The 24,717-nt window shown below is 44.0% G+C and carries 22 protein-coding genes and 1 pseudogene; 10 read left to right on the forward strand and 13 right to left on the reverse strand.

The genetic code is table 11. From position 1 onward, the window contains the following. Positions 1 to 7 precede the first annotated feature (7 nt). From FTU72_RS06725 to FTU72_RS06745, 5 genes are all read right to left on the reverse strand, one after another. Entirely contained in the window at positions 8 to 544 is a 537-nt protein-coding gene (locus tag FTU72_RS06725) for a DUF2058 domain-containing protein (protein WP_104426088.1), read from the reverse strand. A 15-nt stretch (positions 545 to 559) separates the two neighbouring features. Then, positions 560 to 1,234, reverse strand: coding sequence for a YoaK family protein (locus FTU72_RS06730; RefSeq protein ID WP_104426089.1), 675 nt, complete (start codon positions 1,232 to 1,234; stop codon positions 560 to 562). A 42-nt stretch (positions 1,235 to 1,276) separates the two neighbouring features. After that, on the reverse strand, positions 1,277 to 2,473 hold the full coding sequence (gene sstT, locus FTU72_RS06735; protein WP_004785593.1) for a serine/threonine transporter SstT: 1,197 nt from the start codon (positions 2,471 to 2,473) through the stop codon (positions 1,277 to 1,279). A gap of 313 nt (positions 2,474 to 2,786) precedes the next feature. Next, entirely contained in the window at positions 2,787 to 4,535 is a 1,749-nt protein-coding gene (locus FTU72_RS06740) for a SulP family inorganic anion transporter (RefSeq protein ID WP_179992607.1), read from the reverse strand. A 206-nt stretch (positions 4,536 to 4,741) separates the two neighbouring features. Continuing rightward, positions 4,742 to 5,062 carry a metalloregulator ArsR/SmtB family transcription factor gene (locus FTU72_RS06745; RefSeq protein WP_179992606.1) on the reverse strand — a complete coding sequence of 107 codons (321 nt, stop codon included), beginning with the start codon at positions 5,060 to 5,062 and terminating at the stop codon, positions 4,742 to 4,744. A gap of 291 nt (positions 5,063 to 5,353) precedes the next feature. Here FTU72_RS06745 and cysK point away from each other — a divergent pair, with 291 nt between their 5' ends. From cysK to FTU72_RS06765, 5 genes and pseudogenes are all read left to right on the forward strand, one after another. Further along, entirely contained in the window at positions 5,354 to 6,352 is a 999-nt protein-coding gene (gene cysK, locus FTU72_RS06750) for a cysteine synthase A (protein ID WP_004785600.1), read from the forward strand. Positions 6,353 to 6,589: 237 nt separating this feature from the next. Further along, positions 6,590 to 6,697 (forward strand): annotated as a pseudogene (locus FTU72_RS16555) (cation transporter); the annotation flags it as partial. A gap of 45 nt (positions 6,698 to 6,742) precedes the next feature. Continuing rightward, complete coding sequence (locus tag FTU72_RS06755) at positions 6,743 to 9,226, forward strand: copper-translocating P-type ATPase (protein WP_373685624.1); 2,484 nt, start codon at positions 6,743 to 6,745, stop codon at positions 9,224 to 9,226. Next, entirely contained in the window at positions 9,226 to 9,660 is a 435-nt protein-coding gene (gene cueR, locus FTU72_RS06760; protein WP_159122916.1) for a Cu(I)-responsive transcriptional regulator, read from the forward strand. Before FTU72_RS06755 ends, cueR begins: the two co-directional genes overlap by 1 nt. A gap of 54 nt (positions 9,661 to 9,714) precedes the next feature. After that, positions 9,715 to 9,912, forward strand: coding sequence for a heavy-metal-associated domain-containing protein (locus FTU72_RS06765; protein ID WP_034704558.1), 198 nt, complete (start codon positions 9,715 to 9,717; stop codon positions 9,910 to 9,912). 53 nt (positions 9,913 to 9,965) lie between these two features. On the opposite strand, the gene FTU72_RS06770 is transcribed toward FTU72_RS06765, so the two are convergent. Further along, complete coding sequence (locus tag FTU72_RS06770) at positions 9,966 to 10,574, reverse strand: TetR/AcrR family transcriptional regulator (protein ID WP_005235816.1); 609 nt, start codon at positions 10,572 to 10,574, stop codon at positions 9,966 to 9,968. 563 nt (positions 10,575 to 11,137) lie between these two features. Between FTU72_RS06770 and FTU72_RS06775 the strand changes: the two genes are divergently transcribed. The 3 genes from FTU72_RS06775 to FTU72_RS06785 all read left to right on the forward strand — a co-directional run bounded on the left by FTU72_RS06775 (position 11,138) and on the right by FTU72_RS06785 (position 15,795). Next, positions 11,138 to 12,919: an acyl-CoA dehydrogenase C-terminal domain-containing protein gene (locus FTU72_RS06775; protein ID WP_180010999.1), complete on the forward strand. Its 1,782-nt coding sequence runs from the start codon at positions 11,138 to 11,140 to the stop codon at positions 12,917 to 12,919. Positions 12,920 to 12,997: 78 nt separating this feature from the next. Further along, positions 12,998 to 14,173, forward strand: a complete 1,176-nt coding sequence (locus FTU72_RS06780; protein ID WP_180011048.1) for a thiolase family protein — start codon at positions 12,998 to 13,000, stop codon at positions 14,171 to 14,173. A 125-nt stretch (positions 14,174 to 14,298) separates the two neighbouring features. Continuing rightward, positions 14,299 to 15,795 (forward strand): succinate CoA transferase, encoded by a 1,497-nt coding sequence (locus tag FTU72_RS06785; protein WP_180010997.1) that lies wholly within the window; start codon positions 14,299 to 14,301, stop codon positions 15,793 to 15,795. Positions 15,796 to 15,868: 73 nt separating this feature from the next. On the opposite strand, the gene FTU72_RS06790 is transcribed toward FTU72_RS06785, so the two are convergent. Further along, positions 15,869 to 16,957 (reverse strand): putative zinc-binding metallopeptidase, encoded by a 1,089-nt coding sequence (locus tag FTU72_RS06790; protein WP_180010995.1) that lies wholly within the window; start codon positions 16,955 to 16,957, stop codon positions 15,869 to 15,871. A 457-nt stretch (positions 16,958 to 17,414) separates the two neighbouring features. On the opposite strand from FTU72_RS06790, the gene FTU72_RS06795 reads away from it, so the two are divergent. Continuing rightward, positions 17,415 to 17,873 (forward strand): GNAT family N-acetyltransferase, encoded by a 459-nt coding sequence (locus tag FTU72_RS06795; protein ID WP_179992616.1) that lies wholly within the window; start codon positions 17,415 to 17,417, stop codon positions 17,871 to 17,873. 229 nt (positions 17,874 to 18,102) lie between these two features. After that, positions 18,103 to 18,990: a DMT family transporter gene (locus tag FTU72_RS06800; protein WP_179992602.1), complete on the forward strand. Its 888-nt coding sequence runs from the start codon at positions 18,103 to 18,105 to the stop codon at positions 18,988 to 18,990. A gap of 56 nt (positions 18,991 to 19,046) precedes the next feature. Here FTU72_RS06800 and pcaD read toward each other — a convergent pair whose 3' ends face one another. The 6 genes from pcaD to benD all read right to left on the reverse strand — a co-directional run bounded on the left by pcaD (position 19,047) and on the right by benD (position 24,706). Next, positions 19,047 to 19,826 carry a 3-oxoadipate enol-lactonase gene (gene pcaD, locus FTU72_RS06805; protein WP_179992601.1) on the reverse strand — a complete coding sequence of 260 codons (780 nt, stop codon included), beginning with the start codon at positions 19,824 to 19,826 and terminating at the stop codon, positions 19,047 to 19,049. A 97-nt stretch (positions 19,827 to 19,923) separates the two neighbouring features. Further along, positions 19,924 to 21,129: a 3-oxoadipyl-CoA thiolase gene (gene pcaF, locus FTU72_RS06810; RefSeq protein WP_179992600.1), complete on the reverse strand. Its 1,206-nt coding sequence runs from the start codon at positions 21,127 to 21,129 to the stop codon at positions 19,924 to 19,926. A gap of 130 nt (positions 21,130 to 21,259) precedes the next feature. Then, positions 21,260 to 21,913, reverse strand: coding sequence for a 3-oxoacid CoA-transferase subunit B (locus FTU72_RS06815; protein WP_179992599.1), 654 nt, complete (start codon positions 21,911 to 21,913; stop codon positions 21,260 to 21,262). A gap of 19 nt (positions 21,914 to 21,932) precedes the next feature. Continuing rightward, a complete protein-coding gene (locus FTU72_RS06820; protein ID WP_179992598.1) occupies positions 21,933 to 22,604 on the reverse strand; it encodes a 3-oxoacid CoA-transferase subunit A in 672 nt (223 codons plus the stop codon). 37 nt (positions 22,605 to 22,641) lie between these two features. Next, complete coding sequence (gene benE, locus FTU72_RS06825; RefSeq protein WP_179992597.1) at positions 22,642 to 23,862, reverse strand: benzoate/H(+) symporter BenE; 1,221 nt, start codon at positions 23,860 to 23,862, stop codon at positions 22,642 to 22,644. Positions 23,863 to 23,920: 58 nt separating this feature from the next. After that, positions 23,921 to 24,706, reverse strand: a complete 786-nt coding sequence (benD, locus tag FTU72_RS06830) for a benzoate diol dehydrogenase BenD (protein ID WP_180010993.1) — start codon at positions 24,704 to 24,706, stop codon at positions 23,921 to 23,923. Between the last annotated feature and the right edge of the window lie 11 nt (positions 24,707 to 24,717).

Below are 24,717 nucleotides of genomic sequence, written 5' to 3' on the forward strand. Positions count from 1 at the left end.
AATGTGTTTACCACATTAAATCATCAGGAATCACATAAGCTGCATATGGATCTTCTTCATCAGTAGTTTCTTCATTTTTCTCTGAATTATTCACGATGATAAAGCCTTCCATTTTTGAATTGATGCGATCCGCCAGAGCTTTAGGCAGGAAGGCATAACTCTCATTTTCACGTGCAATCACCAGACTGCCAGCGACCAGTGCATTATAAATCTGCTGGTTGATATAAACTTTCTTGATCTTGCTGTCATCAATAAACTGATAACTAATTTCGCCATCCGTATCGCGGATTTTATGCTGGTTAATCATCTGCATGATGGCAGCTTTGAGTTCTTTTTCCTGCAACTGGGCTTTTTTCGCCTGTTCAATGGCTTGGTCTTTAGCCAGCTTTTCCTGTTTGTCCTGCTCAATCTTGGCCTTGATTTCGGCTTCTTTACTGTCACCTGTGCGTTTTTCATGTACAGCCTGTTTAGACAGTTTTTTGGCTTTTTTATTATCGACCAAGCCTGCCTTTAACAATTGTGCCTGTAATGCATTTTTAACCATGAGAATTTCCAGAAATTAGTCGTGTTGATGTCGATAACGTAAATAGATCACCCAATAGGTCAGGCTAAGCAGCAGGCTTAACACTGTAGGGACCAGGAATGCATTTAATTTTAAATAAGGATAAATCCAGCTGGCAAGTATGCCACCCACCAAAAAGCCGGCCAGAATCAGCATATGCAGGATCACTTTACGGGATTCTACTACCAGACCACGCAGGCGATAGCCCATAGCCAGACCTAAATCGGTCAGTACACCAGACAAATGGGTGGTCCGGATAATCGCACCTTTATAGTGGCTGACCATGGCATTTTGTACACCCATCGCGACACAGGCCCATAACAAGGCATAACGCGGGAAATAGGGCAATAACAGCCAGCAAATGAATATAAAAAAAGCCACCAGGCTTAAAGGATAACCATACAGGCGTCCCAAGCGAAAGTGACTATTTCCTAAAATCAGCCCGCTATACATCGAGCCAATCACATAACAGAGCGTAACCAGAATCAGATACAAAATCTGGCGTGGTTGCCAGTCCAGCAGCGCCATCGCCAGCATACTGACGTTACCGGTCATATGTGAAACGGACTGATGCAACACGGTCACCAGTCCTAATACATTAATCATTCCGGCATTTACCGCAAGGAAGAATGCACCCAATTGAACCCACGATGGTAAACGCTGTAATGGCATGGCAATATCATTAGAAAAACATCTTGATTCTTCAATATAAAATCAATCTGTAGCGCGGTCTACTGCTGTTGTAAATAAAACATCGGTAGATGAGTTGAGTGCAGTCTCGGTAGAGTCCTGCAATACACTGATCACCATACCAATTGCCACCACTTGCATTGCGATATCTGAAGAAATCCCGAACAGGCCACAAGCCACGGGAATTAGCAATAGTGAACCACCAGCCACACCTGAAGCACCACACGCAGACACAGTCGCTACGATAGAAAGAATTAGCATAGTAGTGAAGTCAACATTAACACCTAAAGTATTTACTGCAGCTAAAGACAACACGGTAATCGTCACTGATGCACCGGCCATGTTAATTGCTGCACCTAAAGGAATTGCTACGCTTGAAGTAGTCTCTTTCACACCTAAGCGTTTTGCCAAGTCCAGGTTTACCGGAATATTGGCAGCAGAACTGCGGGTAAAGAACGCGGTAATGCCACTTTCACGTAAGCAGGTAAAGACCAGTGGATACGGATTACGACGGGTAATGAAACCGACCATTAACGGGTTAATCACCAAGGCTACAAATACCATGGTACCCAGCAAAACAGCTAATAAATGCGCATAGCTGGTCAAGGTATCTAGGCCCGCTTCAGCAAAAGTCACGGCAACCAGACCAAAAATACCCACTGGCGCAAAGCTGATCACCAGACGAATTACATAATTGATTGCATTGGCAGCGTCATTTAAACAGGTTTTAGTTGTGTGTGATGCATGACGGAAGGCAATTCCTAACGCAATTGACCATGCCAGAATTCCAATAAAATTCGCTTCAGCAATGGCAACCACCGGGTTCGCTACAAAGCTCAGCACCAAATTTTTGAGAATTTCACCTAGGCTGCCTGGCGGCTGTAAATCACCTTGCGCTGCAATATCCAGGAACAATGTGCTTGGAAATAAAATACTGGCGATCACAGCGCTTAATGCTGCCAGGAACATGCCGACAGCATACATCAGCATAATAGGTCTTATCGTTGAATTGGTCTGGCCAACCTGGAAATTTGCAATTGATGCAAGAACCAGAATGAAAACCAGAACTGGCGCGACGGATTTTAGTGCCTTAATAAACAGATCACCCAACAGGCTTAAGGAAGGTGCAGCTTCAGGAAATAACAGAGCCACACCAACGCCTAGAATAATGGCGATGATGATTCGGGAGACTAAACTCAGACGCGATAGGGCAGAAAACATAAGGTTGCCTTGTGAAAATTACGAGGGCTAAATGCGAAAAAAATTTGCGTTATTTTATACTTAAATTAAGGATCGCTTAAAATATATTTTTAGATAATATTTAAGTGACTGAAAATTAATAAATAATTAAGATGGTTTTTTATCTTGATCGTATTATTTCCATACAAAATTCTTAGAAATAGCCAGATTTACTGATTGGTTTTTAATCTTTATTTTTTAAATGAATATAGAATTTAAATCAATCATTTCCAGTTATGTTTCAGTTCAATTCGTTGCATGACAGCATGTCTATCATACAACGAATTAAAAAATCTTAAATCATATAATGTTGAGGCTTCTCGAAGATTTCCGGAGCCAGATCCTGAATTGCCTGAAAATGGGTTAGATAAATCCGGCCACTCAAATGTGTCATGAGTTTGGAGGCTTGCAAGCGGTCGAATACCGGGCCTTTCACTTCTGCAAAGTGCAGGCGAATATTCAGTTTGGATAATTCAGCATTGAGCTCTTCCAGCGTTTCCAAAGCACTCAAGTCAATGGCACTAATACTAGAGCAGTTCAAAATCACATGCTCTAACTTGTCATTTAAACTTAACTGATTAATCAGATAACCTTTAAGAGTATGCGCATTTAAAAAACTTAGGTTTTCATCAATACGCAGAGATAGAACCCGATCAGAAGTCATCACCTGATGACGCTGGATATTCCGGAAATGCTGGGTGCCTTCGACCAGACCCACGACTGCAATATGAGGGCGGCTGATGCGCCATAGCATAAGAATAAAGGTCGAAATAATCCCGACGATTAGACCGGTAGTAATATCCAGTAATACCACACCAAAAAAAGTAATCCACATGGCAATGCCATCAGCTTTGGAATAACGCCAGGCATCGACGAAAGGCTGGAAATTGACCAGTTTCCAGATAGACACAATAATGGTTGCAGCCAGAATGGTCAGCGGCAGATCCTCAAAGAAGCTGGTAAAAAACAGACTAACCACGACAATCAATAAAGAAGACAATACGCCAGCCAAAGGTGTTTTGGCACCAGCGTCAGCATTAACCACCGTACGTGACAGGCTGCCGGTTACAGGAAAGGCGGAGCTGATTCCGGCACTGATATTGGCTACACCGAGCGCAATTAATTCTTGGTTACTGTTTAAATTGCTACGCTGCTGTAGCGCCGTTGCCTGAGCAATAGAGAGAGATTCTACAAAGCTGATCATGGCAATCATGCTGGCACCCGGTAATAAGGTCATCACCAGTTCCCAGTTCCAGTGCGGGAAAGACAAGGGCGGAAAGCCTGAAGGAATTTCTCCGACCGTTTTAATGCCTTGAACTTTTAAATCCAAAAACAGAACGGCAGCAATACCGAGAAAAACCAGAATCAGTGGAACTGCTCGAACCAGAAAATCAGTCGAACCGATCCGACTTTGTATCGCTTGAGATTTTAATAGTTTTGGCAGATAAACCAGTAGGCCGATAGAAAGCAGGCCAAAGATCAGGCTCGGAAGATGCAAAAGTGGCAAATATTCAACCAGGCTTTTCACCAGCTCGGGAATATTATTGGCTTTTAAAGGCAAATCCACCAGAAATTTGAACTGTCCAAAAGCAATCAATAGAGCCGAAGCAATAATAAAACTCTGAATGACTGGATGGCTGATCAGCTGAATCAAAAAGCCAAAACGGAACAGGCCCAAAAGCAGGGAAATAATGCCGACCATCAATGCCAATAAAGTTGCCGCTTCAATATAGACCGGAGAACCTACTTCAAATAAAGGATTCAGTGTGGCAAAGGTCATCATGGAAATGATGGCTACTGGTCCAATCGATAAGGTCGTACTGCCGCCCAATAAGGCATAAATGATCATTGGTAGAATACTGGCATAGAGTCCCATAATCGGTGGCAAACCTGCCAGCATGGCATAGGCCATCCCTTGGGGTACCAGCATCGCGACGACAATCAGGGCAGCCAGTACATCTGATTTTAATTTCACTGGGCTGTACTGACTTAACCATGACCAGGCAGGGAGTCTATTGAGCAGTCTAGACTTAAAATTTGGCATATACAGGTCTAAATCACAAATATAGATATATTATGCACAAATTCTGCTAAGAAGTCTTAGGATATAAATAGGTGATCATTCACATTTTAAAAAATGAATGAGAGGACAAAGGATCAAGGCAAAAGACTTAAAACTCTCAGTAGAGAAAATTTAAATCAGGCAGATCGCTTTAAAATAAAACAGGACGAATGAGGTAAATTGCAGCTTTAAGCGACTGCTTGATTTACACAGTAGATTTGATAAAGCTTTTTTAACATTTCTACCAGGTTCTGGTCTTTGATCGAATAATAGATCTGTTTACCGTCTCGACGGGTATTTACCGCATCGCTTTTACGCAAAATCATGAGCTGCTGAGACAGGGTTGGCTGTCTGATCTCGGTAATCTCTTCAATTTGAGAGACATTCAGTTCATTTTGGGAGAGATGACATAAAATGAGCAGTCGGTCCGTATTGGCCATTAACTTTAAAATACCGACAACCTGTTGAGCTGAATCCCGCATCGCGGCAATTTCAAGATCGGTTTTCATTTACTATGTCCATTTATACAATTACAGCCCGCGAATTATACGACTCGAACAGCATGAATTGATGGATAGAAAGCGTGAATTACTATGGTTTTTAATGAATTGTGTTATCAAGAATAGTTATAATTTACTAATTAAAATATAAGATAATTTTATCGTGTTCCGGTTTTTTAGAAAGAAGATGTTTCATTTCAAACTGCTATCGTGATTCCATCTTGTTTCAGGCATCTACAAAGCCGGAAAATGCTTGTATCATGTAAATACATCTTGGCGAATAACATCAAGGATATTCTAATGACTACAGATTCAGCTTTTCCAACACCTGCCAATTTAGGTATCGCGGTTTATAGCAATAATGCAGAGGCAATTGGTAATACCCCTCTGGTTCGTATCAATCGTGCCATTTCAGGCGGAGCGACTGTACTTGCGAAAATTGAAAGCCGTAACCCGGCATTTTCGGTGAAATGCCGTATTGGCGCAGCCTTGATTGCTGATGCAGAAAAGTCAGGTAAATTGAAGCCGGGCATGCACATTGTTGAGCCAACCAGTGGTAATACCGGTATTGCGCTGGCATTTGTAGCAGCGGCTAAAGGCTATGATATTACCTTAACCATGCCATCCAGCATGAGTATTGAACGCCGTAAAGTGGTGAAAGCATTAGGTGCTAATTTAGTACTGACAGATCCAGCCAAAGGCATGAAAGGCGCGGTGGAAGAAGCACAACGTCTGGTGAATGAAAATCCTGAACTGTATTACCTGCCACAACAGTTTGAAAATCCGGCCAACCCAAAAATCCATGAAGAGACGACCGGTCCTGAAATCTGGGAAGCGACTGGAGGTAATGTCGATATTCTGGTAGCGGGTGTAGGTACAGGCGGTACGATTACCGGTATTTCACGCTTTTTTGAAAAAGTGAAAAACAAGCCGATTTATTCAGTTGCTGTAGAGCCTGCTGAATCTGCCATTATTGGTCAGGCAAAACGTGGTGAGACACTCACTCCAGGACCACATAAAATTCAGGGTATTGGCGCGAACTTTATTCCAAAGAACCTGGATCTGGATCTGGTAGATGAAGTGATTGCCATTACTAGTAGCGATGCAGTGGAATGGGCACGTAAAACTGCGACTCAAGAAGGCATCTTGGTGGGTATTTCAAGTGGTGCTGCAATGGCTGCAGCTGCGCAACTGGCTGCACGTCCTGAAAATGCAGGCAAAAATATCGTGGTGATTCTGCCAGATGGTGGTGAGCGCTATTTATCTTCAATTCTTTTTGAAGATATTTCTGCTGAGTAAATATTTAACAAATTAGTTTCACTAAATCTCGAAAAAGCCTGAAGTCATCTTTGGGCTTTTTTATTGGACTTTATGCCTTCATATAATGAAAGATCAAGAATTTAAACCAGAAGCTTGACCTTCCCATTATGGTAATGTTTAAGCTATAGCATAGGCAGTGAATGGGTGAATGGAGAGTGCAGAATGAATAAACCAGCAACCACACAGTTGTACGAACAGCAGGTACAGATTTCAGGAATGACCTGTGCCTCTTGTGTCGCACGTGTGGAAAAAGCCTTAAAGAAAATTGAAGGTGTGGTGGAAGCGAACGTCAATCTCTCCACTGAACAGGCTTTTTTAAAAAGTGAACAACCTATTCCTGCAACGCAACTCGTCAATGCTATCAATAAAATCGGTTTTGAAGCCGTGATCCAGCAGTTTGATTTAAATATTGAAGGCATGACCTGTGCCTCTTGTGTAGCTCGTGTTGAAAAAGCCTTGAAAAAAGTCAATCAGGTACTGGATGCGCAGGTTAATCTGGCAACCGAAAAAGCTCATGTCACTGCAATTCGTCCTCTCGCTGTTTTCCAACTGGTTAAGGCGGTACAAAAGGCCGGCTTTGATATTCAAACCGACCGAATTCAACTGGCTATTGAAGGAATGACCTGTGCCTCCTGTGTGGCACGTGTAGAAAAGGCTTTATTAAAAGTCGATCAGGTAAGTGAAGCACACGTCAATCTCGCTACTGAAACAGCTTTGGTCAAGGCGCCGCGTAGTCAGCTTCCAGCTTTAATTGCTGCCGTCAAAAAAGCGGGGTATAACGCCCATGAAAAATTAGATACACAGGCTACCGATGCCCAGACGGCATTTCAGGAAAAGAAAACCGCTGAAACTGAACAGCTAAAACGTGACTTATGGTTAGCACTAATTCTGGCTGTTCCGGTGTTTATTCTGGAAATGGGTTCACATCTGATTCCGGCTTTTCATCACTGGATTGCACATACGCTAGGTACCCAAAACAGCTGGTATATCCAGTATGTACTGACGACTCTGGTTTTGCTGATTCCAGGACGGCGGTTTTATCAGCATGGGATTCCGGCATTGTTGCGACTGGCACCCGATATGAATTCTCTGGTTGCCGTGGGAACAATAGCCGCTTATGGATTTTCCTGTATTTCCACTTTCTTTCCGCAATTATTGCCGCAAAGCACTGTACATGTGTATTTCGAAGCGGCGGCTGTGATTGTTGCCTTGATCTTACTGGGACGTTATCTGGAAGCTCGAGCCAAAGGTAAAACCTCTGAAGCGATTCAATATCTGGTTGGCTTGCAGCCAAAAACTGCTCGAGTACAGCAAAATGGAACCTGGGTTGATCTGGCGATTGCTGATGTACAGCAGGGCATGCTGATCGAGATTCGTCCGGGTGAGAAAGTCGCAGTTGATGGTGAAGTCGTTTCTGGTCAAAGTTATATCGATGAAGCCATGATCAGCGGTGAACCTTTAGCTGTGGCTAAACAGGCTGGAGATCGGGTAATTGGCGGAACGGTGAATCAGAATGGCACTTTGCAGATCAAGGCGACTGCGGTCGGTCAAGATTCCGTCCTGGCTCAGATCATTCATATGGTGGAACAGGCACAAGGCGCAAAGCTTCCCATTCAGGCAGCTGTCGATAAAGTGACCTTATGGTTTGTGCCGGCTGTGATGCTTCTCGCGACTTTGACCTTTATCGTCTGGTTCCTGTTGGGTCCTGAACCAAATCTGACTTATGCACTGGTCAATGCTGTTGCTGTACTGATTATTGCCTGTCCTTGTGCAATGGGCTTGGCTACGCCAACATCTATCATGGTCGGCACCGGCCGGGCGGCAGAGCTGGGTGTATTGTTCCGTAAAGGCGAAGCATTGCAACTCATGCAGCAAACCAGAGTTGTGGCGGTAGATAAAACCGGAACCTTAACTGAAGGAAAACCAGCCCTGACCGATTTTGCAGTGACGTCTGGTTTTGAGCAGCAAACAGTATTGCAAATGGTCGCAGCAGTGGAAGCCAAGTCTGAACATCCCATTGCCCATGCGATTGTGGAAGCTGCGAAAGCACAACAGCTGCAACTACCTGAAGTCAGTGATTTTGATTCAATCACCGGTGCAGGCGTGAAAGCTCAAGTTTCAGGTCAGCAAATTCATATTGGCGCTGAACGCCTGATGCAGCAATTGGGTTTAAGTGTCGATATTTTTAAAGAGAAGGCACAACAGTTGGGCGAACAGGGACGCACGCCTTTATATGTCGCTATAGATCAAAAATTGGCTGCCATTATTGCTGTGGCTGATCCGATTAAAGCCACAACCTATAGTGCGATTCAGGCCTTACATGATCAAGGCTTAAAGATTGCCATGATCACCGGTGATAACCAGCATACTGCACAGGCCATTGCCAGACAGTTGAAGATTGATCATGTCATTGCTGAAGTTCTGCCTAATGAAAAAGTCGATGCGGTACGCCAACTCCAACAGCAACATGGCATCGTCACTTTTGTCGGTGACGGGATTAATGATGCACCTGCTTTGGCTCAGGCCGATGTTGGAATGGCAATAGGAACTGGTACGGATGTCGCAATCGAAGCAGCAGACGTGGTGCTGATGTCTGGAAATTTACAGCATGTGGCAACCGGTATTGGCCTGAGTCAGGCGACCATGCGCAATATCAAACAGAACCTGTTCTGGGCCTTTGTCTATAATATTGCCTTGATTCCGATTGCTGCCGGTCTGTTGTATCCATTCTTCGGTATTTTGTTATCACCGATGTTTGCAGCAGGCGCGATGGCATTATCCTCAGTTTTTGTGGTCAGCAATGCGCTTCGTTTAAAGACTTATCAGCCGATCCAGTTGAAGGAGGCAGTGTAATGAATATTGGACAGGCCGCGAAACGCTCCGGGATCTCGGCCAAAATGATCCGTTATTATGAAGATATCGGTTTATTACCCAATCCTAAACGTAGCGATTCGGGTTATCGTATCTATAGTGACGATGACATCAAGACTTTAAGTTTTATTCAGCATGCGCGTGAACTGGGTTTTTCTTCTGAACAGATGAAAGAATTGCTCGGCCTGTGGCTGAACGATGCCAGACACAGCAGTGATGTCAAACAGTTGGCGCAAAAGCATATCGAGTTACTGCAACAGAAAATTGCGGACATGCAAAATATGATGAAAATTTTGCAGCAATCGGTTGCACAGTGTGCTGGAGATGAGCAATCTGACTGTCAGATTCTGAAACAGATTGAGCAGGGTGTGTCACATGGGAAAACTGCACATACGGCTATCAAAGCAGATCAATAGCCTTGAATTAAAATTCGCTTAACCCAAATTTAAACTGATCAAAGGGAGATCAAGATGAAATTCCGTATTGAAAATATGACTTGTGGTGGTTGTGCACGTAGTGTGACGGCAACCATTCAGGAGCTGGATGAAAATGCTAAAGTAGATGTTGATGTGGTCAGCAAAATGGTGGAAGTTGAATCGAGTGCAAGCGAATCTGAGATTATCGCGGCATTAACTGAAGATGGCTTCCCGCCTGAAACTATGGCTTGATATTTGCCATTTAAAAAATAATTCTAAAATGCCTAATCATGATTAGGCATTTTTTATGAAACTGCCGATATTTTATCTGGCGTCATCAATGCCTGATTAATATATAGCTTAATCAGGCGTTCACGTGAACCAATCGCTTTTTGATAACTGGTCGAATTTAATAATAATGAAGCGCCATAAGTGACTGTCCAGATATAAGATAAATAATCCCGGATTGACATGGCACTGTCTAAAGATACCAGATAATCATGGGTCATATCTTTAATGCGGATAATCCGTTCTTCACGAATACGATAGAGTTCCTGAAATAACTCTTTCAGGTTTTTTTCATTATTGGTTAAACGCTCTTCAATAACATGCAGCAAAATAGTCCGGTTTGAATTGAGCATGTGATAAAGCATATATTGCGAAACATAATTTTTAATATCGTTATTATATTTATCGGAAATTGCCAGAATTCTTTTTTCATTCAGAATGATGAGTTCTAAATATAACTGGTTCTTGCTTTTAAAATGCTTGTAGATGGTTCCTTTGGCGATGTCCAGTTCTTCAGCAAGTTCACTCAAGGTGATGTCCTGATTATTATCAAGCAGTAGACTTTCCGCCATGCTCAGGATCTTCTCTTTACGAAGAAGGAAGTTCTGCTGTCTTACAGTCGTCATCTTCTTGACTCATCATTTTCGAAAAGGAACCTACTAAGAATATGCTATTTTCACAGGTATAGCTATAAAACTAAGGTCGTGATATTTATCTAAATTTGTATATTTATTCAACATTTCTTGTAGAAAAAAGTCATATACAGCTGCGCTAAAAATATTGTCAAGAAAATTGAACCCTTGAGATCAACTTTGCTAAATAAAATTCCATTTTCAATATATTTGATTTATGGTTTTAGGGCATAAAGCTGAATCATATTTTCGTTTTAAACCCAGACCAGACAAGGTTTAGCGAAGTGAAGCCAGAGTCATTTTAACAGCTTAAATTTTTCATTCATCAATGGATTTAAGTTTTAATGATTCAGTAAATACCAGAGGTATAAAGTTTTTGATTTTAAATTTTATATCGCTAATTTATGTCAATGAATTCATCGCCAGATTAATTCGATATGATGATTTTTGAATGACATGCATGGATTCGAGCAAAAATCCTCAAAATATTTTCTCGAATCCATAATGAAAAAATACTCAGTAACAGAATTGAGTATCACCAGTGAAGGAATATGAAAATGCCTATTTATAATGCGCCGCTAAAAGACATGGAATTTATTTTAAATGATGTGTTTCAGGCCGAACAATTTTGGCAAGACAATGAAAATCTTGCACATTTAGATATGGCAACTGCAAATGCAATTCTGGAGGAGATGGCCAAGTTTTCCAAGAATGTGATTCTTGATCTGAACCGCCCTGCAGATGAAGAAGGTGGTGCTCAGTTTAGTAATGGTGAAGTCAAAACACCTGCAGGCTTTAAAGAAGCTTTCAAACAGTTTGCCGAAGGTGGCTGGGTGGGGCTGGGCGCGCCTGAAGAATGGGGCGGTCAGGGCATGCCAAAAATGCTGACTGTACTTGCAGACGAAATGATCTGGAGTACCAATCCCTCTTTCATGCTTTACCCGCTGTTAACCGTGGGGGCTGGCATGGCGATCAATGACCGTGCTTCGCAGGAACAGAAAGAAACCTATCTGCCAAAATTCTATACGGGTGAATGGTCAGGCACGATGTGTTTAACTGAGCCGCATTCAGGGACAGATCTGGGCATTATCAAAACCAAGGCTGAACCAAACGAAGATGGTTCATATAACATTACCGGGACCAAAATCTTCATTACTAGCGGTGAGCATGATCTGAGTGAAAATATCATTCACCTGGTACTGGCCAAAACACCGAACGCGCCAGCAGGTTCACGAGGTATTTCTCTGTTTATTGTCCCAAAATTCCTGGTTAATGCCGATGGTTCCCTGGGTGAGCGCAATGCGGTCGCTGCCGGTTCGATCGAACATAAGATGGGTATTAAAGGCTCGGCAACCTGTGTCATGAACTTTGATGGTGCCAAAGGCTATATGGTGGGTAATGAAAATGAAGGTCTGGCGGGCATGTTCGTGATGATGAACTATGAACGTTTGTCGATGGGGATTCAAGGCATTGGCGCGGCAGAATTTGCTTATCAGAATGCCGCACAATATGCGACCGACCGTTTACAGGGCCGTGCATCAACCGGTGCTAAATCACCAGAAAAACCAGCCGATTCAATTCTGGTACATGGTGATGTACGCCGTATGTTGCTGAATGTGCGTGCCAATAATGAAGCTTCTCGTGCTTTCGCAGTCTATGTCGGCCAGCAGCTGGATATTACCAAATACTCCACCGACCCTGAGGCGGTACGTAAAGCAACTGATCGTGTGGCTTTATTAACGCCTATTGCCAAAGCTTACCTCACCGATAAAGCACTGGATGCTGCACTTGAAGCACAAATGTGCTTCGGTGGTCATGGCTATATCCGTGAATGGGGCATGGAACAATGTATCCGTGACCTGCGCATTTCACAGATCTATGAGGGGACCAATGGGGTGCAGGCAATTGACCTGATTGGCCGTAAAACTACGAAATGTAAAGGTGCATATATTGCAGAGTATATTGCAGAAATCCGTGAATTTGCCCAAAGTCTAGATGATGCCTTAACGATTAAAAAGGCAACCTTAGATACCTGTCAGCAACTGGAAGATATTACCAATTTTATTGTTGAGCAGTCTCAGCAGAATCCTGATTTCGCCAACTCCATTGCTGTTGATTATCTGCACGCCGTAGGTTTGTTGAGCTTCGTCTATATGTATGCGCGTATCAGTAAAGCGGCGGCTACCAAAGAAGAAAGCTATTTCCAGAATAAACTGGTACTGGCTAATTACTATATTGCTAAAGTACTCCCGGATTTGAGTGCGAGAATTCAACGTATTCAGGCAGGTGCGGAGCTGGTGATGCAATTGCCAGAAGAATATTTCACTGCACAGGCCTAAACCCGCAAATATTGCGAAGGACGAACACTGTAGAGCTATTACTTTGCAGTGTTGATAACAATGATGTTAAAGGATGAGATTAGAATGATTGTAATTGTAGAAGCTGTACGTACCGCAATGGGCGGTTTTCAAGGCTCACTTTCAAGCTGTACGGCACCAGATTTGGGTGCTGTAGCGATCAAGGAAGCGGTAGCGCGTGCAGGTCTGGCAGCCAATGATATTGATGAAGTGATTATGGGCTGCGTTCTTCCTGCCGGTTTAAAACAGGGTCCGGCACGTCAGGCCATGCGTCAGGCGGGTCTACCGGATTCCACCGGGGCGACCACGATTAATAAAATTTGTGGTTCAGGCATGAAGGCGGTGATGCAAGCAGCAGACGCAATCAAGGCCGGTTCAGCAGAGATTGTGGTTGCAGGTGGTATGGAATCGATGTCAAACGCACCCTATTTAATGGACAAGGCACGGGCCGGATTCCGTATGGGGCATGGAAAAGTCATTGACCATATGTTCCAGGAAGGTCTGGAAGATGCGGAAACAGGTCTGTCGATGGGAATCCTTGCTCAGGAAATGGCAGATAAAAAGGGCTATACCCGTGAGCAGCAGGATGCCTATGCGATTGGCTCATTAAATAAAGCCGTGACAGCGGTGCAGCAAGGTTTCTTTAAAGATGAAATCGTACCGGTCACTGTCAGTAGCCGTAAAGGCGATGTCGTGGTAGAACAGGATGAACAGCCTTTAAATGCCAAGGCTGACAAAATTCCAACCTTACGTCCAGCTTTCAAAAAGGATGGAACAATTACTGCGGCAAATGCCAGTTCAATTTCCGATGGTGCTTCAGCACTGGTCGTAACATCGAGCGAGATTGCAGCACAGCGTAACCTGAAACCTCTAGCGAATATTCTGGCTTATGCCAGCCATTCGCAGCATCCATCAGAATTCACCATTGCACCAGTGGGCGCGATTGAAAAAGTCTTGCAAAAAACGGGTTGGGATGCTCAGGACGTAGACCTTTGGGAAATTAATGAAGCTTTTGCCATGGTAACCATGTTAGCAATAGATGCTTTTAAACTTGATCCAGCAAAAGTGAACGTCAATGGCGGTGCCTGTGCGCTTGGTCATCCCCTAGGTTCTTCCGGTTCCCGAATTATTGTGAGCTTGATTCATGCCTTAAAGCGTACTGGTGGCAAGAAAGGCATTGCAGCACTGTGTATTGGCGGTGGGGAAGCAACAGCGATTGCTGTAGAACTGATTTAAGTCTTTTCATAATTGCATGATCATATGCTTAAAGTAGCAAACTTAAATATTTTTTGAATTAGACCACAATGCTTCTGGTACGCCAGGAGCAGGCGTCTCTTTATTTTTAATTTTTGAGAATTTTTATGAACGGTTTAGAGCGTATTCGTTTGCTCGCATTACAAGATAAAGTAGTACCTGTAGAAAAAGCACTACAATTGATTCAAGATGGTGATGTAATTGGTTTGAGCGGTTTTGGCGGCGCCGGTGAAGCGAAAACTGTGCCTTTGGCATTGGCTGAATATGCCCGGCAGCATCCGATCCATATTACCTTGGCGACAGGTGCAAGTCTGGGGAACCGGATTGATGGGAAACTGAATGAAGCTAACGTTATAATCCGCCGTTATCCTTATCAGGCTGATCCTTCTTTACGTCAGGCCATCAATAATGGTGAAGTGATGTATATCGATCAGCATCTTTCTGAACTGGCAGACAATATCCGTCATAAAAACCTGCCGGCGATTAATGTAGCTATAATTGCCGCAACGGCCATTACTGAAGATGGCCAGATTATTCCGACCGGTTCTTGTGGAAACTCGGCGAATTTCATCGAAATGGCAGATCGGGTCATTGTTGAAATTGATACAACAGTTAATCCGGTGCTAGAAGGCGTACATGATATTTATTTGCCTAAAACCCGTCCAAACCGTGGTCCGATTCCTTTGACGCAAGCCAGTGACAAGATAGGTACAATCGGAATCCATGTTGCACCTGAAAAAATTGCTGCGATTGTCATTAATGAGATTCCGGATACTTCTTTCGCAATGGATGAGCCGGATGAAGAAACACTGGCGATTGCCAGCCACTTAATTCAATTCTTTGAAAATGAAGTCGCCGCAGGACGATTACCTGAAAATCTGGGGCCGCTGCAGTCCGGAGTAGGTTCCGTGGCAAATGCCGTATTTGCAGGTTTTGAACATTCTAATTTCAATAATCTTGAAATGTATTCTGAAGTCCTGCAAGACTGTACTTTCCAGCTTATCGATTCAGGAAAAATGACCTTTGCTTCTGGTTGTTCCATGACCCTGAGCGATGAATGTGCGGCACGGGTGATGAAGAATTTTGATCAGTACAAAGATAAAATTGTCTTACGCCCGCAAGAACTTTCCAACAACCCTGAGCTGATTCGCCGTCTGGGTATAATTGCAATCAATACCGCACTGGAGTTTGATATTTACGGGAATGTGAATTCAACCCATGTCGCTGGCACCAAGATGATGAATGGTATTGGCGGCTCAGGTGATTTTACCCGTCATGCACATATTGCGATTTTTGTGACTAAATCCTATGCCAAAGGTGGTGCGATTTCGTCTGTGGTTCCACTGGTGAGCCATACAGATCATACTGACCATGACGTGGATATTCTGGTAACAGAGCAAGGTTTGGCCGATCTGCGCGGATTGGCACCACGTGAACGTGCCCGCAAGATTATCGATATTTGTGCTCATCCCGATTATCGTAAAAGTCTGAATGATTACTTTGAGCGCGCCTGTGCGCATGGTGGGCAAACACCGCATTTGTTAAATGAAGCTTTGTCCTGGCATGCCCAGTTTGAAGAAACCGGTTCAATGAAAATTGCTTAGTTCTCTTTCTTAAAATAAGCCCAAAATAAAGCCTGTGAATCACGGGCTTTATTTATTGTACTAGATAAATATTTTAGTTCTGAATCAGACGTGGGTTATTAAAGACTTTATCCAAGATATGCCGATGAATGAAACGCAGTTTATCTTTCACAGCTTCAGTCAGCTTAAAGGGGTAAGCATCTTCCAGACCCATACTGCGGTTTAAGGCATTCAAATTAAAAGTCAGGGTGACCCAGTTTTCCAGGATATGTTCAAAATCCTGTCCACCAATCGGGCATTCTTTAAAGTCCATACTGGCTAGATTTCGGCCATTACCTTCCACGCGTAGACCGGCATAAAATGCAGTTTCCAGTGTTTCCATGATATGCAGATAATGTGACCAGGTTTCAGCCCAATCTTCCCACGGGTGTGCAGTGGCATAGGGACTAATATATTTTTCATGCCAGTTGATAGGCGCACCTTGATTATAGTGCCTCTCTAGTGCTTCACTATAATTTTGCCGCTCATCTCCAAAATAATGGCGAAGTTCATCGAGTAATTCCGGATGTAGATGCTGGATGACATTAAAATAAAAATGCCCACTTTCATGACGAAAATGCCCTAATAATGTCCTGTAATTTTCACCCATATTGACCCGGGTGGTTTCACGATAAACCACATCGGCCTCGAAGGCATTTAAGGTAATCACCCCATTGGCATGGCCGGTAAGTACTGGCTTGTCTTTTTCAGGAAGAAGAAAATCAAAACGCAAACCTAATGGATCATCATCCGAATGTTTTGGACGAGGCATAATGTTCATACGTTGGGTCAGATATAGAAACCGGCGTTTGGCTTCCTCAAGCCGATACCAGTAAATCATGTTTTCGGCATTTTCCAGATTTGGAATTACATGAGTCAGCTGGCAGGATTCGCAAAAATCTTCCTCGTCATCTACGGGGATCATCCAGTTACATACCTGATAATGGGTATAGTTATAACAAGGTTTATAACGGGAATATTGATACTTCTCGGCAACGGGAACCCACTCCTGAGCATTCAGCTTTTTAAATGTCGTCATTTCTTTTTCGGATGCGATATAGCCGATAGACGAAAGGCAGTGATCACATACGAATTTGGCGAAAAAGATCTGCTGTTCGCAAACTGGACATTCAAAATACTTCATCGATACTCCCTGCAAAATGAATGAATTACAATGAATTACTGAAACTCTATAATTTATATTCAGATTGCATTGCGGAATTTTATCCTGTTTAAAAATTCATCATAAAAATTTCTTAAAAAACACTATGTTGATTAATTGTAAAATGCGTGTGATCAATTATTCATTAAATTATAGTTTAGTGACTGTTTATAGACGAAAAGCTGACAGAAATAAAAAAACCGATGAACTGACTTATGTATTTTTTTCTTAAATAAAAACGAGAGTATCAATTTAAAAAAACTGAATAATGCAAACTATAAAAAAATTAGAGATCAAAAATTATTGAAAAAAATTGATTGAATAGCGTTTTTCATAAGACCTAATTGGTATATATTTTCCTCAATGTTAAAACATACATCGTGCAGAAAAATAAATTATTTTTCATTTTATAGTTCTGCTTTTGGGGTATTAAAATATGATGAAGATAAGAAAAGCCACTGTTCAGGACACACTAGCAATTGCGAACGTCATTGCCCCATTTGTTGATGTCTTGATTTCTAGTGAAGAGGGACGCAAGCGTTTTCAACCTGAAATTCTTCAGACCATTTTTGATCGAGCTGATATTCATTATTTTGTTGGAGAAATTAATCAAAAAATTGTGGGCGTGGTGGCCTATATGGAACCTGCACACTTCATGCACTTTTTTCTGGATCCAGCTTATCAGGGGCAGGGATATGGACGACAAATGTGGAATTTTTTAGAAGAACAAATCTGTAATCAAGGGCATCAAAGGATCACAGTCAAATCCAGTTTATATGGCTTCAATATTTATAAAAAATTTGGTTTTGTAGAAACAGGTGAACTTACTCATGAACATGGCATTCGCTTTATTCCAATGGAAAAAGTTTATTCTGATGAAACATCTTCAGTCTCTTAAAATAGAAGAGCCGTTTATTATAAGTTAATCAAAGATCAGGAGTTATTTTCTTATTAGCATAGTTGGAATCTGAGAAATCAATTTTATCCCTGTCAAATTGATAAATTTTAATTATTTTTAAATTAGAAAATTAAACTTTTAGCTATTAGCCATTATCTCATTTTTAATTAGTCATAGATTGTACTAAGGCATAGAATTAATTCACTTTTACGGTATTAATGATCAGGGTATGGCAATCAGCTGGATTTTCTTTACTTTAATGGCTGCATTTATGCAGGCCTGGCGAAATGCCTTTCAAAAGCAGCTCAGTACCACTGTCGATATTTGGGGCGTGACACTGGCACGTTTCCTGTTTGGCTTTCCGTTGGCCGGGCTTTACATTGCAGCTTTATACCACTTCAAACCGGTAGAAAGTGTGGTGCATTTTACCCCGAAGTACTGGATCTATATCCTGATTGCGGGTATCAGCCAGATTCTGGCAACCGCCTTGATGGTGCAGCTGTTTAAACAGAAAAATTATGCGATTGGCGTTGGACTGGCAAAAAGTGAAGCGATTCTGGCAGCCATTATCGGAGTGATTTTTCTATCAGATCATCTTTCTGTACTGGCATGGATCGGGGTGCTGATCGGTGGTTATGCTGTGTTTTTGCTTAGTAAAGGCAATCAGCTGACCGGCTTATCCACCAAGACTTTAGCCATCGGAATCGGCAGCGGTTTGAGCTTTGCTATTACTTCACTCTTGGTACGTGAAGCCAGTCTGGAACTACCGATGTTGCCAACCGTGCATCGTGCTTCATGGGTACTGATTTCAGTGATTGGTTTCCAGTGCATCAGTATGCTGATTTACCTCAGTCTGTTTAGCCGAAAAACCTTAGTTGCCATGTGGCAACGTTTGGGGCTTACTTTTAAAGTCAGTTTTTGTAGCTTTATGGCCTCCCTTGGCTGGTTTACCGCCATGAGTATGATGAGCGTGCCAATCGTGAAAACCTTGGGACAAATCGAAATCCTATTCAGTCTGCTAATCTCCGCTTATTTCTTTAAAGAAAAACTGGCGCGTGCCGAACATTGGGGCTTGGGGCTGGTGGTGATTGCAGCGATGCTAGTGATCTGGGCTTAACAAATACTCGAATAAAAGAAAGCCACGAATTATCGTGGCTTTTTTATAAGAATGAATTAAGCAGCAAGAAAAGTTTGTACTGCCTGATTAAAGGCTTCCGGTTGTTCAATATTGGAAATATGCGAAGCATTGATTTCAAACAACTGGCTATTCGCAATACGTTGCTGCATAAACTGTCCATCTGCAACAGTCGTCACCGGATCCTGCTGACCCGCAATAATCAGCACAGGGATTTGAATGCTACTAAGTTGTTCGCGGACATCCGCCTTAGCCAGAGCTTCACAGCAGTTTGCATAGCCTTCTGGGCTGCCAGCTCCGAGGTCGTTTGAAAGTTCTGCAACGACTGCCGGGTTGCTCTGGATAAAGGGATCGGTAAACCAGCGTGATGCCGCAGTTGCAGCAATCGGAGCAAGACCTTGCTCACGGACAAGCGCAGCACGGTCTTGCCATGCCTGTTCCTGGCCAATTTTGGCTGCAGTATTGCAGACAATCACCTGGCTAAAACGTTCTGGCTTATGAATCGCTAACCATTGACCGGTTAAGCCACCCATAGAAATACCACAGAATGCTGCTTTTGCAATGTTCAAATGATCCAGAAGATTCACTATATCCTGACCCAACTGCTCCAGGCTATACGGGCCTTGCGGTGCTTCCGAACCACCATGACCACGGGTGTCATAGCAGATTACGTAATAATCTTGCTGGAAATGCGCAATCTGTGGCTGCCACATGCTGTATTTGGTGCCCAGTGAATTGGAAAATACCAATGCAGGTTTGCTAGCATCCCCAAAAGTCTGGTAATTAATCTGGGCATCATTTGATGTAAATATTGGCATTTGTTATTCCTTTTATTTCCTTCTAAAAGTTCCTCCCTGAACAAGGCATAAGCACTGCTTAAGCCTTGTGCAAGAAAGGGAGGTTAGGAGGGATTTTTTAAACACGTTCAATAATCAGCGCGATACCTTGGCCTACGCCAATGCACATAGAGCAGAGGGCATATTTCCCGCCAGTCCGTTCAAGCTGGTTCAAGGCCGTGGTCACCAGACGGGCACCGGAAGCACCAAGTGGATGACCAAGGGCAATCGCACCACCATTCGGGTTTACATGTGCGGCATCATCCGGAAGACCTAAGTCACGGGTTACCGCCAGTGCCTGTGCGGCAAAGGCTTCATTCAGCTCAATCACATCCATTTGCTCAAGAGTTAAACCCGTTTGAACAAGCAATTTTTTAATGGCAGGTGTCGGACCAAAGCCCATAATGCGTGGCTCTACACCGACAACCGTTGAACCAATAATTTTGGCACGTGGTTTTAAACTATAGTGTTGAACGGCTTCATCGGATGCAATCAGGAGTGCCGCTGCACCATCGTTAATGCCAGAAGCATTGCCTGCCGTCACCGTACCATCTGCTTTGACGACTGGTTTTAACTTAGTTAATCCTTCCAGTGTTGTAGAAGCACGAGGATGTTCATCAGTATCTACCACAACTGGTTCGCCTTTACGCTGAGGAATGACCACGGGCACGATTTCATTTTTAAAGAAACCTTTGGCTTGTGCTGCTGCTGTACGTTGCTGGCTGGTCAGGGCAAACTTGTCTTGATCTTCACGATTAATATTGAACTGTTCTGCCACGTTTTCAGCAGTTTCCGGCATGGTTTCCACGCCATACAGTTCTTTCAGTTTCGGGTTGATAAAACGCCAGCCCATGGTGGTGTCTTCAATTTTCTGGCTACGGCCATAAGCGGTTTCTGCTTTACCCATGACAAAAGGGGCGCGTGACATGGATTCCACACCACCAGCCACAATCAGATTCGCTTCACCGGCTTTAATGGCACGTGCCGCAATCGCTATTGCATCCAGGGAGGATCCGCAAAGACGGTTAATGGTAGTGGCTGGCACTTGATAAGGTACACTTGCAAGCAGTGCTGACATACGACCCACGTTGCGGTTGTCTTCACCGGCCTGGTTGGCACAGCCGTAGATAATGTCATCAACTTTTTCCCAGTTGATACTTGGGTTGCGTTCCATCAAGGCTTTAATCGGGATCGCGCCAAGATCATCAGCACGAACAGGTGCCAGCCCACCAGCATAGCGACCGAATGGGGTACGAATGGCATCAATGATATATGCATTTTTCATTTATTAAATTCCTTGTTCCTTTAAATCCCCCTAAATCCCCCTTTATCAAAGGGGGACTTTTCCTCCCTTTCTTATGCTGAATTTTAAAAGCTGTGCTTTAAAACTCACTCAGGGAGGTTAGGAGGGATTATTAACCCTGTGTCGCATCAATCAGTGGTGCACCCGTCATGGACTGCAATTCTTCAAATGACAGACCTTCGACTTTTTCAATGACTTTCATGCCTTCAGGAGTGACATCAATTACACACAGGTCAGTATAGATGCGGTCCACACATTTCAGGCCAGTCGCAGGATAAGTCAGTTCAGCCACAATCTTAGGTTCGCCTTTTTTAGTGACGTGATCAGTAGTGATAAAGACTTTCTTGGCGCCGACGGCCAGATCCATCGCGCCACCGACAGCAGGAATTGCATCTGGTGCACCGGTATGCCAGTTGGCCAGGTCACCATTTTCAGCGACTTGGAAAGCACCCAAAACTGCGATATCTAAGTGTCCGCCGCGCATCATCGCAAAAGAATCCCCATGATGGAAAAAAGCACCGCCAGTCAGCATGGTCACAAATTCTTTACCGGCATTGATCAGTTCAGGGTCTTCTTCACCTTTGGCAGGTGGCGGGCCAAAAGCTAGCAAGCCATTTTCAGAATGCAGGAAAACATCCTTGTCTGTAGGCAGATAGCTGGCAATCTTGGTCGGCAGGCCAATACCAAGGTTGACATAGGTACCATCAGGAATGTCTTGTGCCACACGTTCAGCGATCTGGTCACGGGTCAGTTTGCTATAGCTCATTATTTATCTCCGATGCCAATTATTGTGCAGGTTTAACTTGAACAACGTGTTGAACAAAAATTCCCGGGGTGATGATGTGTTCCGGATCCAGTGTACCCAGTTCAACCACTTCAGAAACTTGAGCAATCGTCACATCCGCAGCCATCGCCATAATCGGGCCGAAGTTACGTGCGGATTTACGGTAAACCAGATTGCCCCAGCGATCGCCTTTATGCGCCTTGATCAGGGCAAAGTCTGCTTTAATTGGATTTTCTAAAACGTACTCTTTGCCTTCATAATTCAGGGTTGGCTTGCCTTCCGCCAGCAAGGTACCAAAACCGGTAGGCGTGTAGATTGGCCCTAGCCCCATACCTGCAGCCTGAATCCGGCAGGCCAGGTTTCCTTGCGGCACCAGTTCCAGCTCGATTTTTCCGGCACGGTACAGCTCGTCAAAGACCCATGAGTCTGACTGGCGCGGGAAAGAGCAGATGATTTTACGTACTGCGCCAGTCTTTAGCAGTTTTGCCAGACCATAGTCGCCATTACCAGCATTATTATTGACAATAATAAGATCCTTGATTCCCAATTCGATCAGACCATCAATCAGTTCAGCAGGCTGACCCGCTGTCCCAAATCCGCCGATCATAATGGTAGAACCATCCTTGATCTGGGAAAGTGCTTCTTTCAATGATAATGAACTTTTATCTATCATAATCTGGTCCTTACATACCCTAAACTAATGGATGTCTTTAAATTCGTTTTGAATCTGATGTTGCAACCGGAACAGCATTACGGTCTTTCTGTGACAGCAGAAAATGTGCTACCAGGCCAATACAAATCCCCCAAAAGACTGAACTCAGCCCCAAGAAATGCATGCCGGAAGCAGTTGCTAAAAAGGTGATCAGTGCGGCATCACGTTGCGACTCTTTGCCCATCGCCATAGAGATGTTAGTGGCAATTGCTCCGAGTAAGGCCAGTCCTGCCAAAGCTGCAATTAATTCCTTCGGCATCAGGCTAAACAGCATGACAATGCTGCCGGCAAACAGGCCGCCTAAAATATAAAAAAGCCCGTTCGCCACACCCGCGATATAACGCTTTTCTTTCAGCTCGTGCGCGTCTTTGCTTAAACACAATGCGGCCGTAATAGAGGCCAATACAATAGTAATCCCCCCCACACAGGCTACTGCGAGCGAGGCAATACTGGTTGCACTGATAATTGGCTTGGCAGGCATGTCATATCCACTGATCTTGATAATGGCCATTCCTGGTAAGAACTGGCCCGACAGACTGACCAGAATAAGCGGGAGGGCCAGATTCAGGGTGGAACTCCAAGTCCATTCCGGTGCAATAAATTGCGGAATTGCCAGACTGAAATCTGCCGTGACCGGATTAATCTTGCCCAGCAGCATGCTTAAAATCACACCGGCAACCAGCACCCAGACCATGGCATAACGTGGACTGAAACGCTTGGCCAGCAAAAACACCGCCAGCATGCCAAAGACGATATAGGGCATGGTATCGGTCGCGGTGAACAGTCCTAAACCAAACTGCAGTAAAATTCCGGCCATCATTCCGGCAGCGACTTCCTGGGGAATCCAGGACAGCAATTTGTCGAAATAACCGGTAATCCCAATGAGAAAAATCACCACAGCAGAGGTGATATAGGCCGCAACCGCTTCATTGAGCGAAATATCGGGAAACAGCGTGACCAATAGTGCCGTTCCGGGCGCAGACCAGGCGGTGACAACAGGTATTTTGTATTTAATCGATAAAAAGATACCTGCGAGCGCCGCACCAATAGAAATTCCCCAAATCCATGAAATCATCATGTCTGGGGAAACCTGGGCTTGCTGCGCTGCCTGGAAAAAAATGATCAGTGGTCCTGAATAGGAAATCAGCACTGCTAGAAATCCTGCAACAGTCGCTGAAATTGACCAGTCATTTTTTAATGTCTGAAACAGGGTGTTCATTGGTAATGTGCCTCCTTGCGTCGAACCATGAGCCTGTCAAAAATCGTGATGATCAGGACTAGCCTTGATCTCCACCACCGACCGGTACTACGGTACCTGTCATATAAGATGATTCATCTGAAGCCAGGAACAGAATGGCATTGACCTGTTCCTGGATCGTGCCATAGCGTTTCATATGGCTGCGATCCTTGGTCTGGTCGACCACATCCTGCATCCATTGTTCTTCCTGTTCGCTCAGCGGTTTGGCATTGCGTGGAATCTTGCGTGGCGGTGCTTCGGTACCACCTGTTGCCACAGCATTCACGCGGATACCATCTTTGGCATAGGCAAAGGCTAGGGAAGCGGTCAGCGCATTCACGCCACCTTTGGATGCTGAATACGGCGCACGATGAATCCCACAGGTTGCAATCGAAGACACATTCACGATGGTGCCATGTTGCTGCTTGATCATTTGCGGTAGTACTGCACGGCAGCACCACATTGTTGGGAAAAGAGAGCGGTTCACTTCCTTGATGATTTCTTCTTCAGAGAATTCTTCAAAAGGTTTCATCCAGATGGCACCACCCACGTTATTGATCAGTACATCGACACGACCATAGGTATCTAAGGCTTTTTCAACGACAGATTGAGCACCCGCATAAGTTTCCAGATTTGCCTTGACGAAGATGGCATCACCGCCAGCCGCTTCGATTTCTGCCAGGGTTTCCTGCACATAGTCCGAAATATCGGCCAATACTACTTGTGCGCATTCAGCAGCAGCCTGGATGGCTACACCGCGACCGATGCCTTGCGCAGCACCAGTCACGATTACGACTTTATCTTCAAATCTTGGGTTACGGTTCATGAGATTCTCCG

This window comes from Acinetobacter sp. YH12137 (assembly GCF_013418535.1).
Classification (GTDB): domain Bacteria; phylum Pseudomonadota; class Gammaproteobacteria; order Pseudomonadales; family Moraxellaceae; genus Acinetobacter.

Bases quoted from the DNA above. Each gene is read 5' to 3' on its own strand.
- benE (WP_179992597.1), bottom strand. From the start codon at position 23,862: ATGAACACCCTGTTTCAGACATTAAAAAATGACTGGTCAATTTCAGCG.
- FTU72_RS06815 (WP_179992599.1), bottom strand. From the start codon at position 21,913: ATGAGCTATAGCAAACTGACCCGTGACCAGATCGCTGAACGTGTGGCA.
- cysK (WP_004785600.1), top strand. From the start codon at position 5,354: ATGACTACAGATTCAGCTTTTCCAACACCTGCCAATTTAGGTATCGCG.
- FTU72_RS06795 (WP_179992616.1), top strand. From the start codon at position 17,415: ATGAAGATAAGAAAAGCCACTGTTCAGGACACACTAGCAATTGCGAAC.
- FTU72_RS06765 (WP_034704558.1), top strand. From the start codon at position 9,715: ATGAAATTCCGTATTGAAAATATGACTTGTGGTGGTTGTGCACGTAGT.
- pcaD (WP_179992601.1), bottom strand. From the start codon at position 19,826: ATGCCAATATTTACATCAAATGATGCCCAGATTAATTACCAGACTTTT.
- sstT (WP_004785593.1), bottom strand. From the start codon at position 2,473: ATGTTTTCTGCCCTATCGCGTCTGAGTTTAGTCTCCCGAATCATCATC.
- FTU72_RS06790 (WP_180010995.1), bottom strand. From the start codon at position 16,957: ATGAAGTATTTTGAATGTCCAGTTTGCGAACAGCAGATCTTTTTCGCC.
- benD (WP_180010993.1), bottom strand. From the start codon at position 24,706: ATGAACCGTAACCCAAGATTTGAAGATAAAGTCGTAATCGTGACTGGT.
- FTU72_RS06785 (WP_180010997.1), top strand. From the start codon at position 14,299: ATGAACGGTTTAGAGCGTATTCGTTTGCTCGCATTACAAGATAAAGTA.
- FTU72_RS06725 (WP_104426088.1), bottom strand. From the start codon at position 544: ATGGTTAAAAATGCATTACAGGCACAATTGTTAAAGGCAGGCTTGGTC.
- FTU72_RS06820 (WP_179992598.1), bottom strand. From the start codon at position 22,604: ATGATAGATAAAAGTTCATTATCATTGAAAGAAGCACTTTCCCAGATC.
- FTU72_RS06740 (WP_179992607.1), bottom strand. From the start codon at position 4,535: ATGCCAAATTTTAAGTCTAGACTGCTCAATAGACTCCCTGCCTGGTCA.
- pcaF (WP_179992600.1), bottom strand. From the start codon at position 21,129: ATGAAAAATGCATATATCATTGATGCCATTCGTACCCCATTCGGTCGC.
- FTU72_RS06745 (WP_179992606.1), bottom strand. From the start codon at position 5,062: ATGAAAACCGATCTTGAAATTGCCGCGATGCGGGATTCAGCTCAACAG.
- FTU72_RS06730 (WP_104426089.1), bottom strand. From the start codon at position 1,234: ATGCCATTACAGCGTTTACCATCGTGGGTTCAATTGGGTGCATTCTTC.
- FTU72_RS06775 (WP_180010999.1), top strand. From the start codon at position 11,138: ATGCCTATTTATAATGCGCCGCTAAAAGACATGGAATTTATTTTAAAT.
- cueR (WP_159122916.1), top strand. From the start codon at position 9,226: ATGAATATTGGACAGGCCGCGAAACGCTCCGGGATCTCGGCCAAAATG.
- FTU72_RS06770 (WP_005235816.1), bottom strand. From the start codon at position 10,574: ATGACGACTGTAAGACAGCAGAACTTCCTTCTTCGTAAAGAGAAGATC.
- FTU72_RS06800 (WP_179992602.1), top strand. From the start codon at position 18,103: ATGGCAATCAGCTGGATTTTCTTTACTTTAATGGCTGCATTTATGCAG.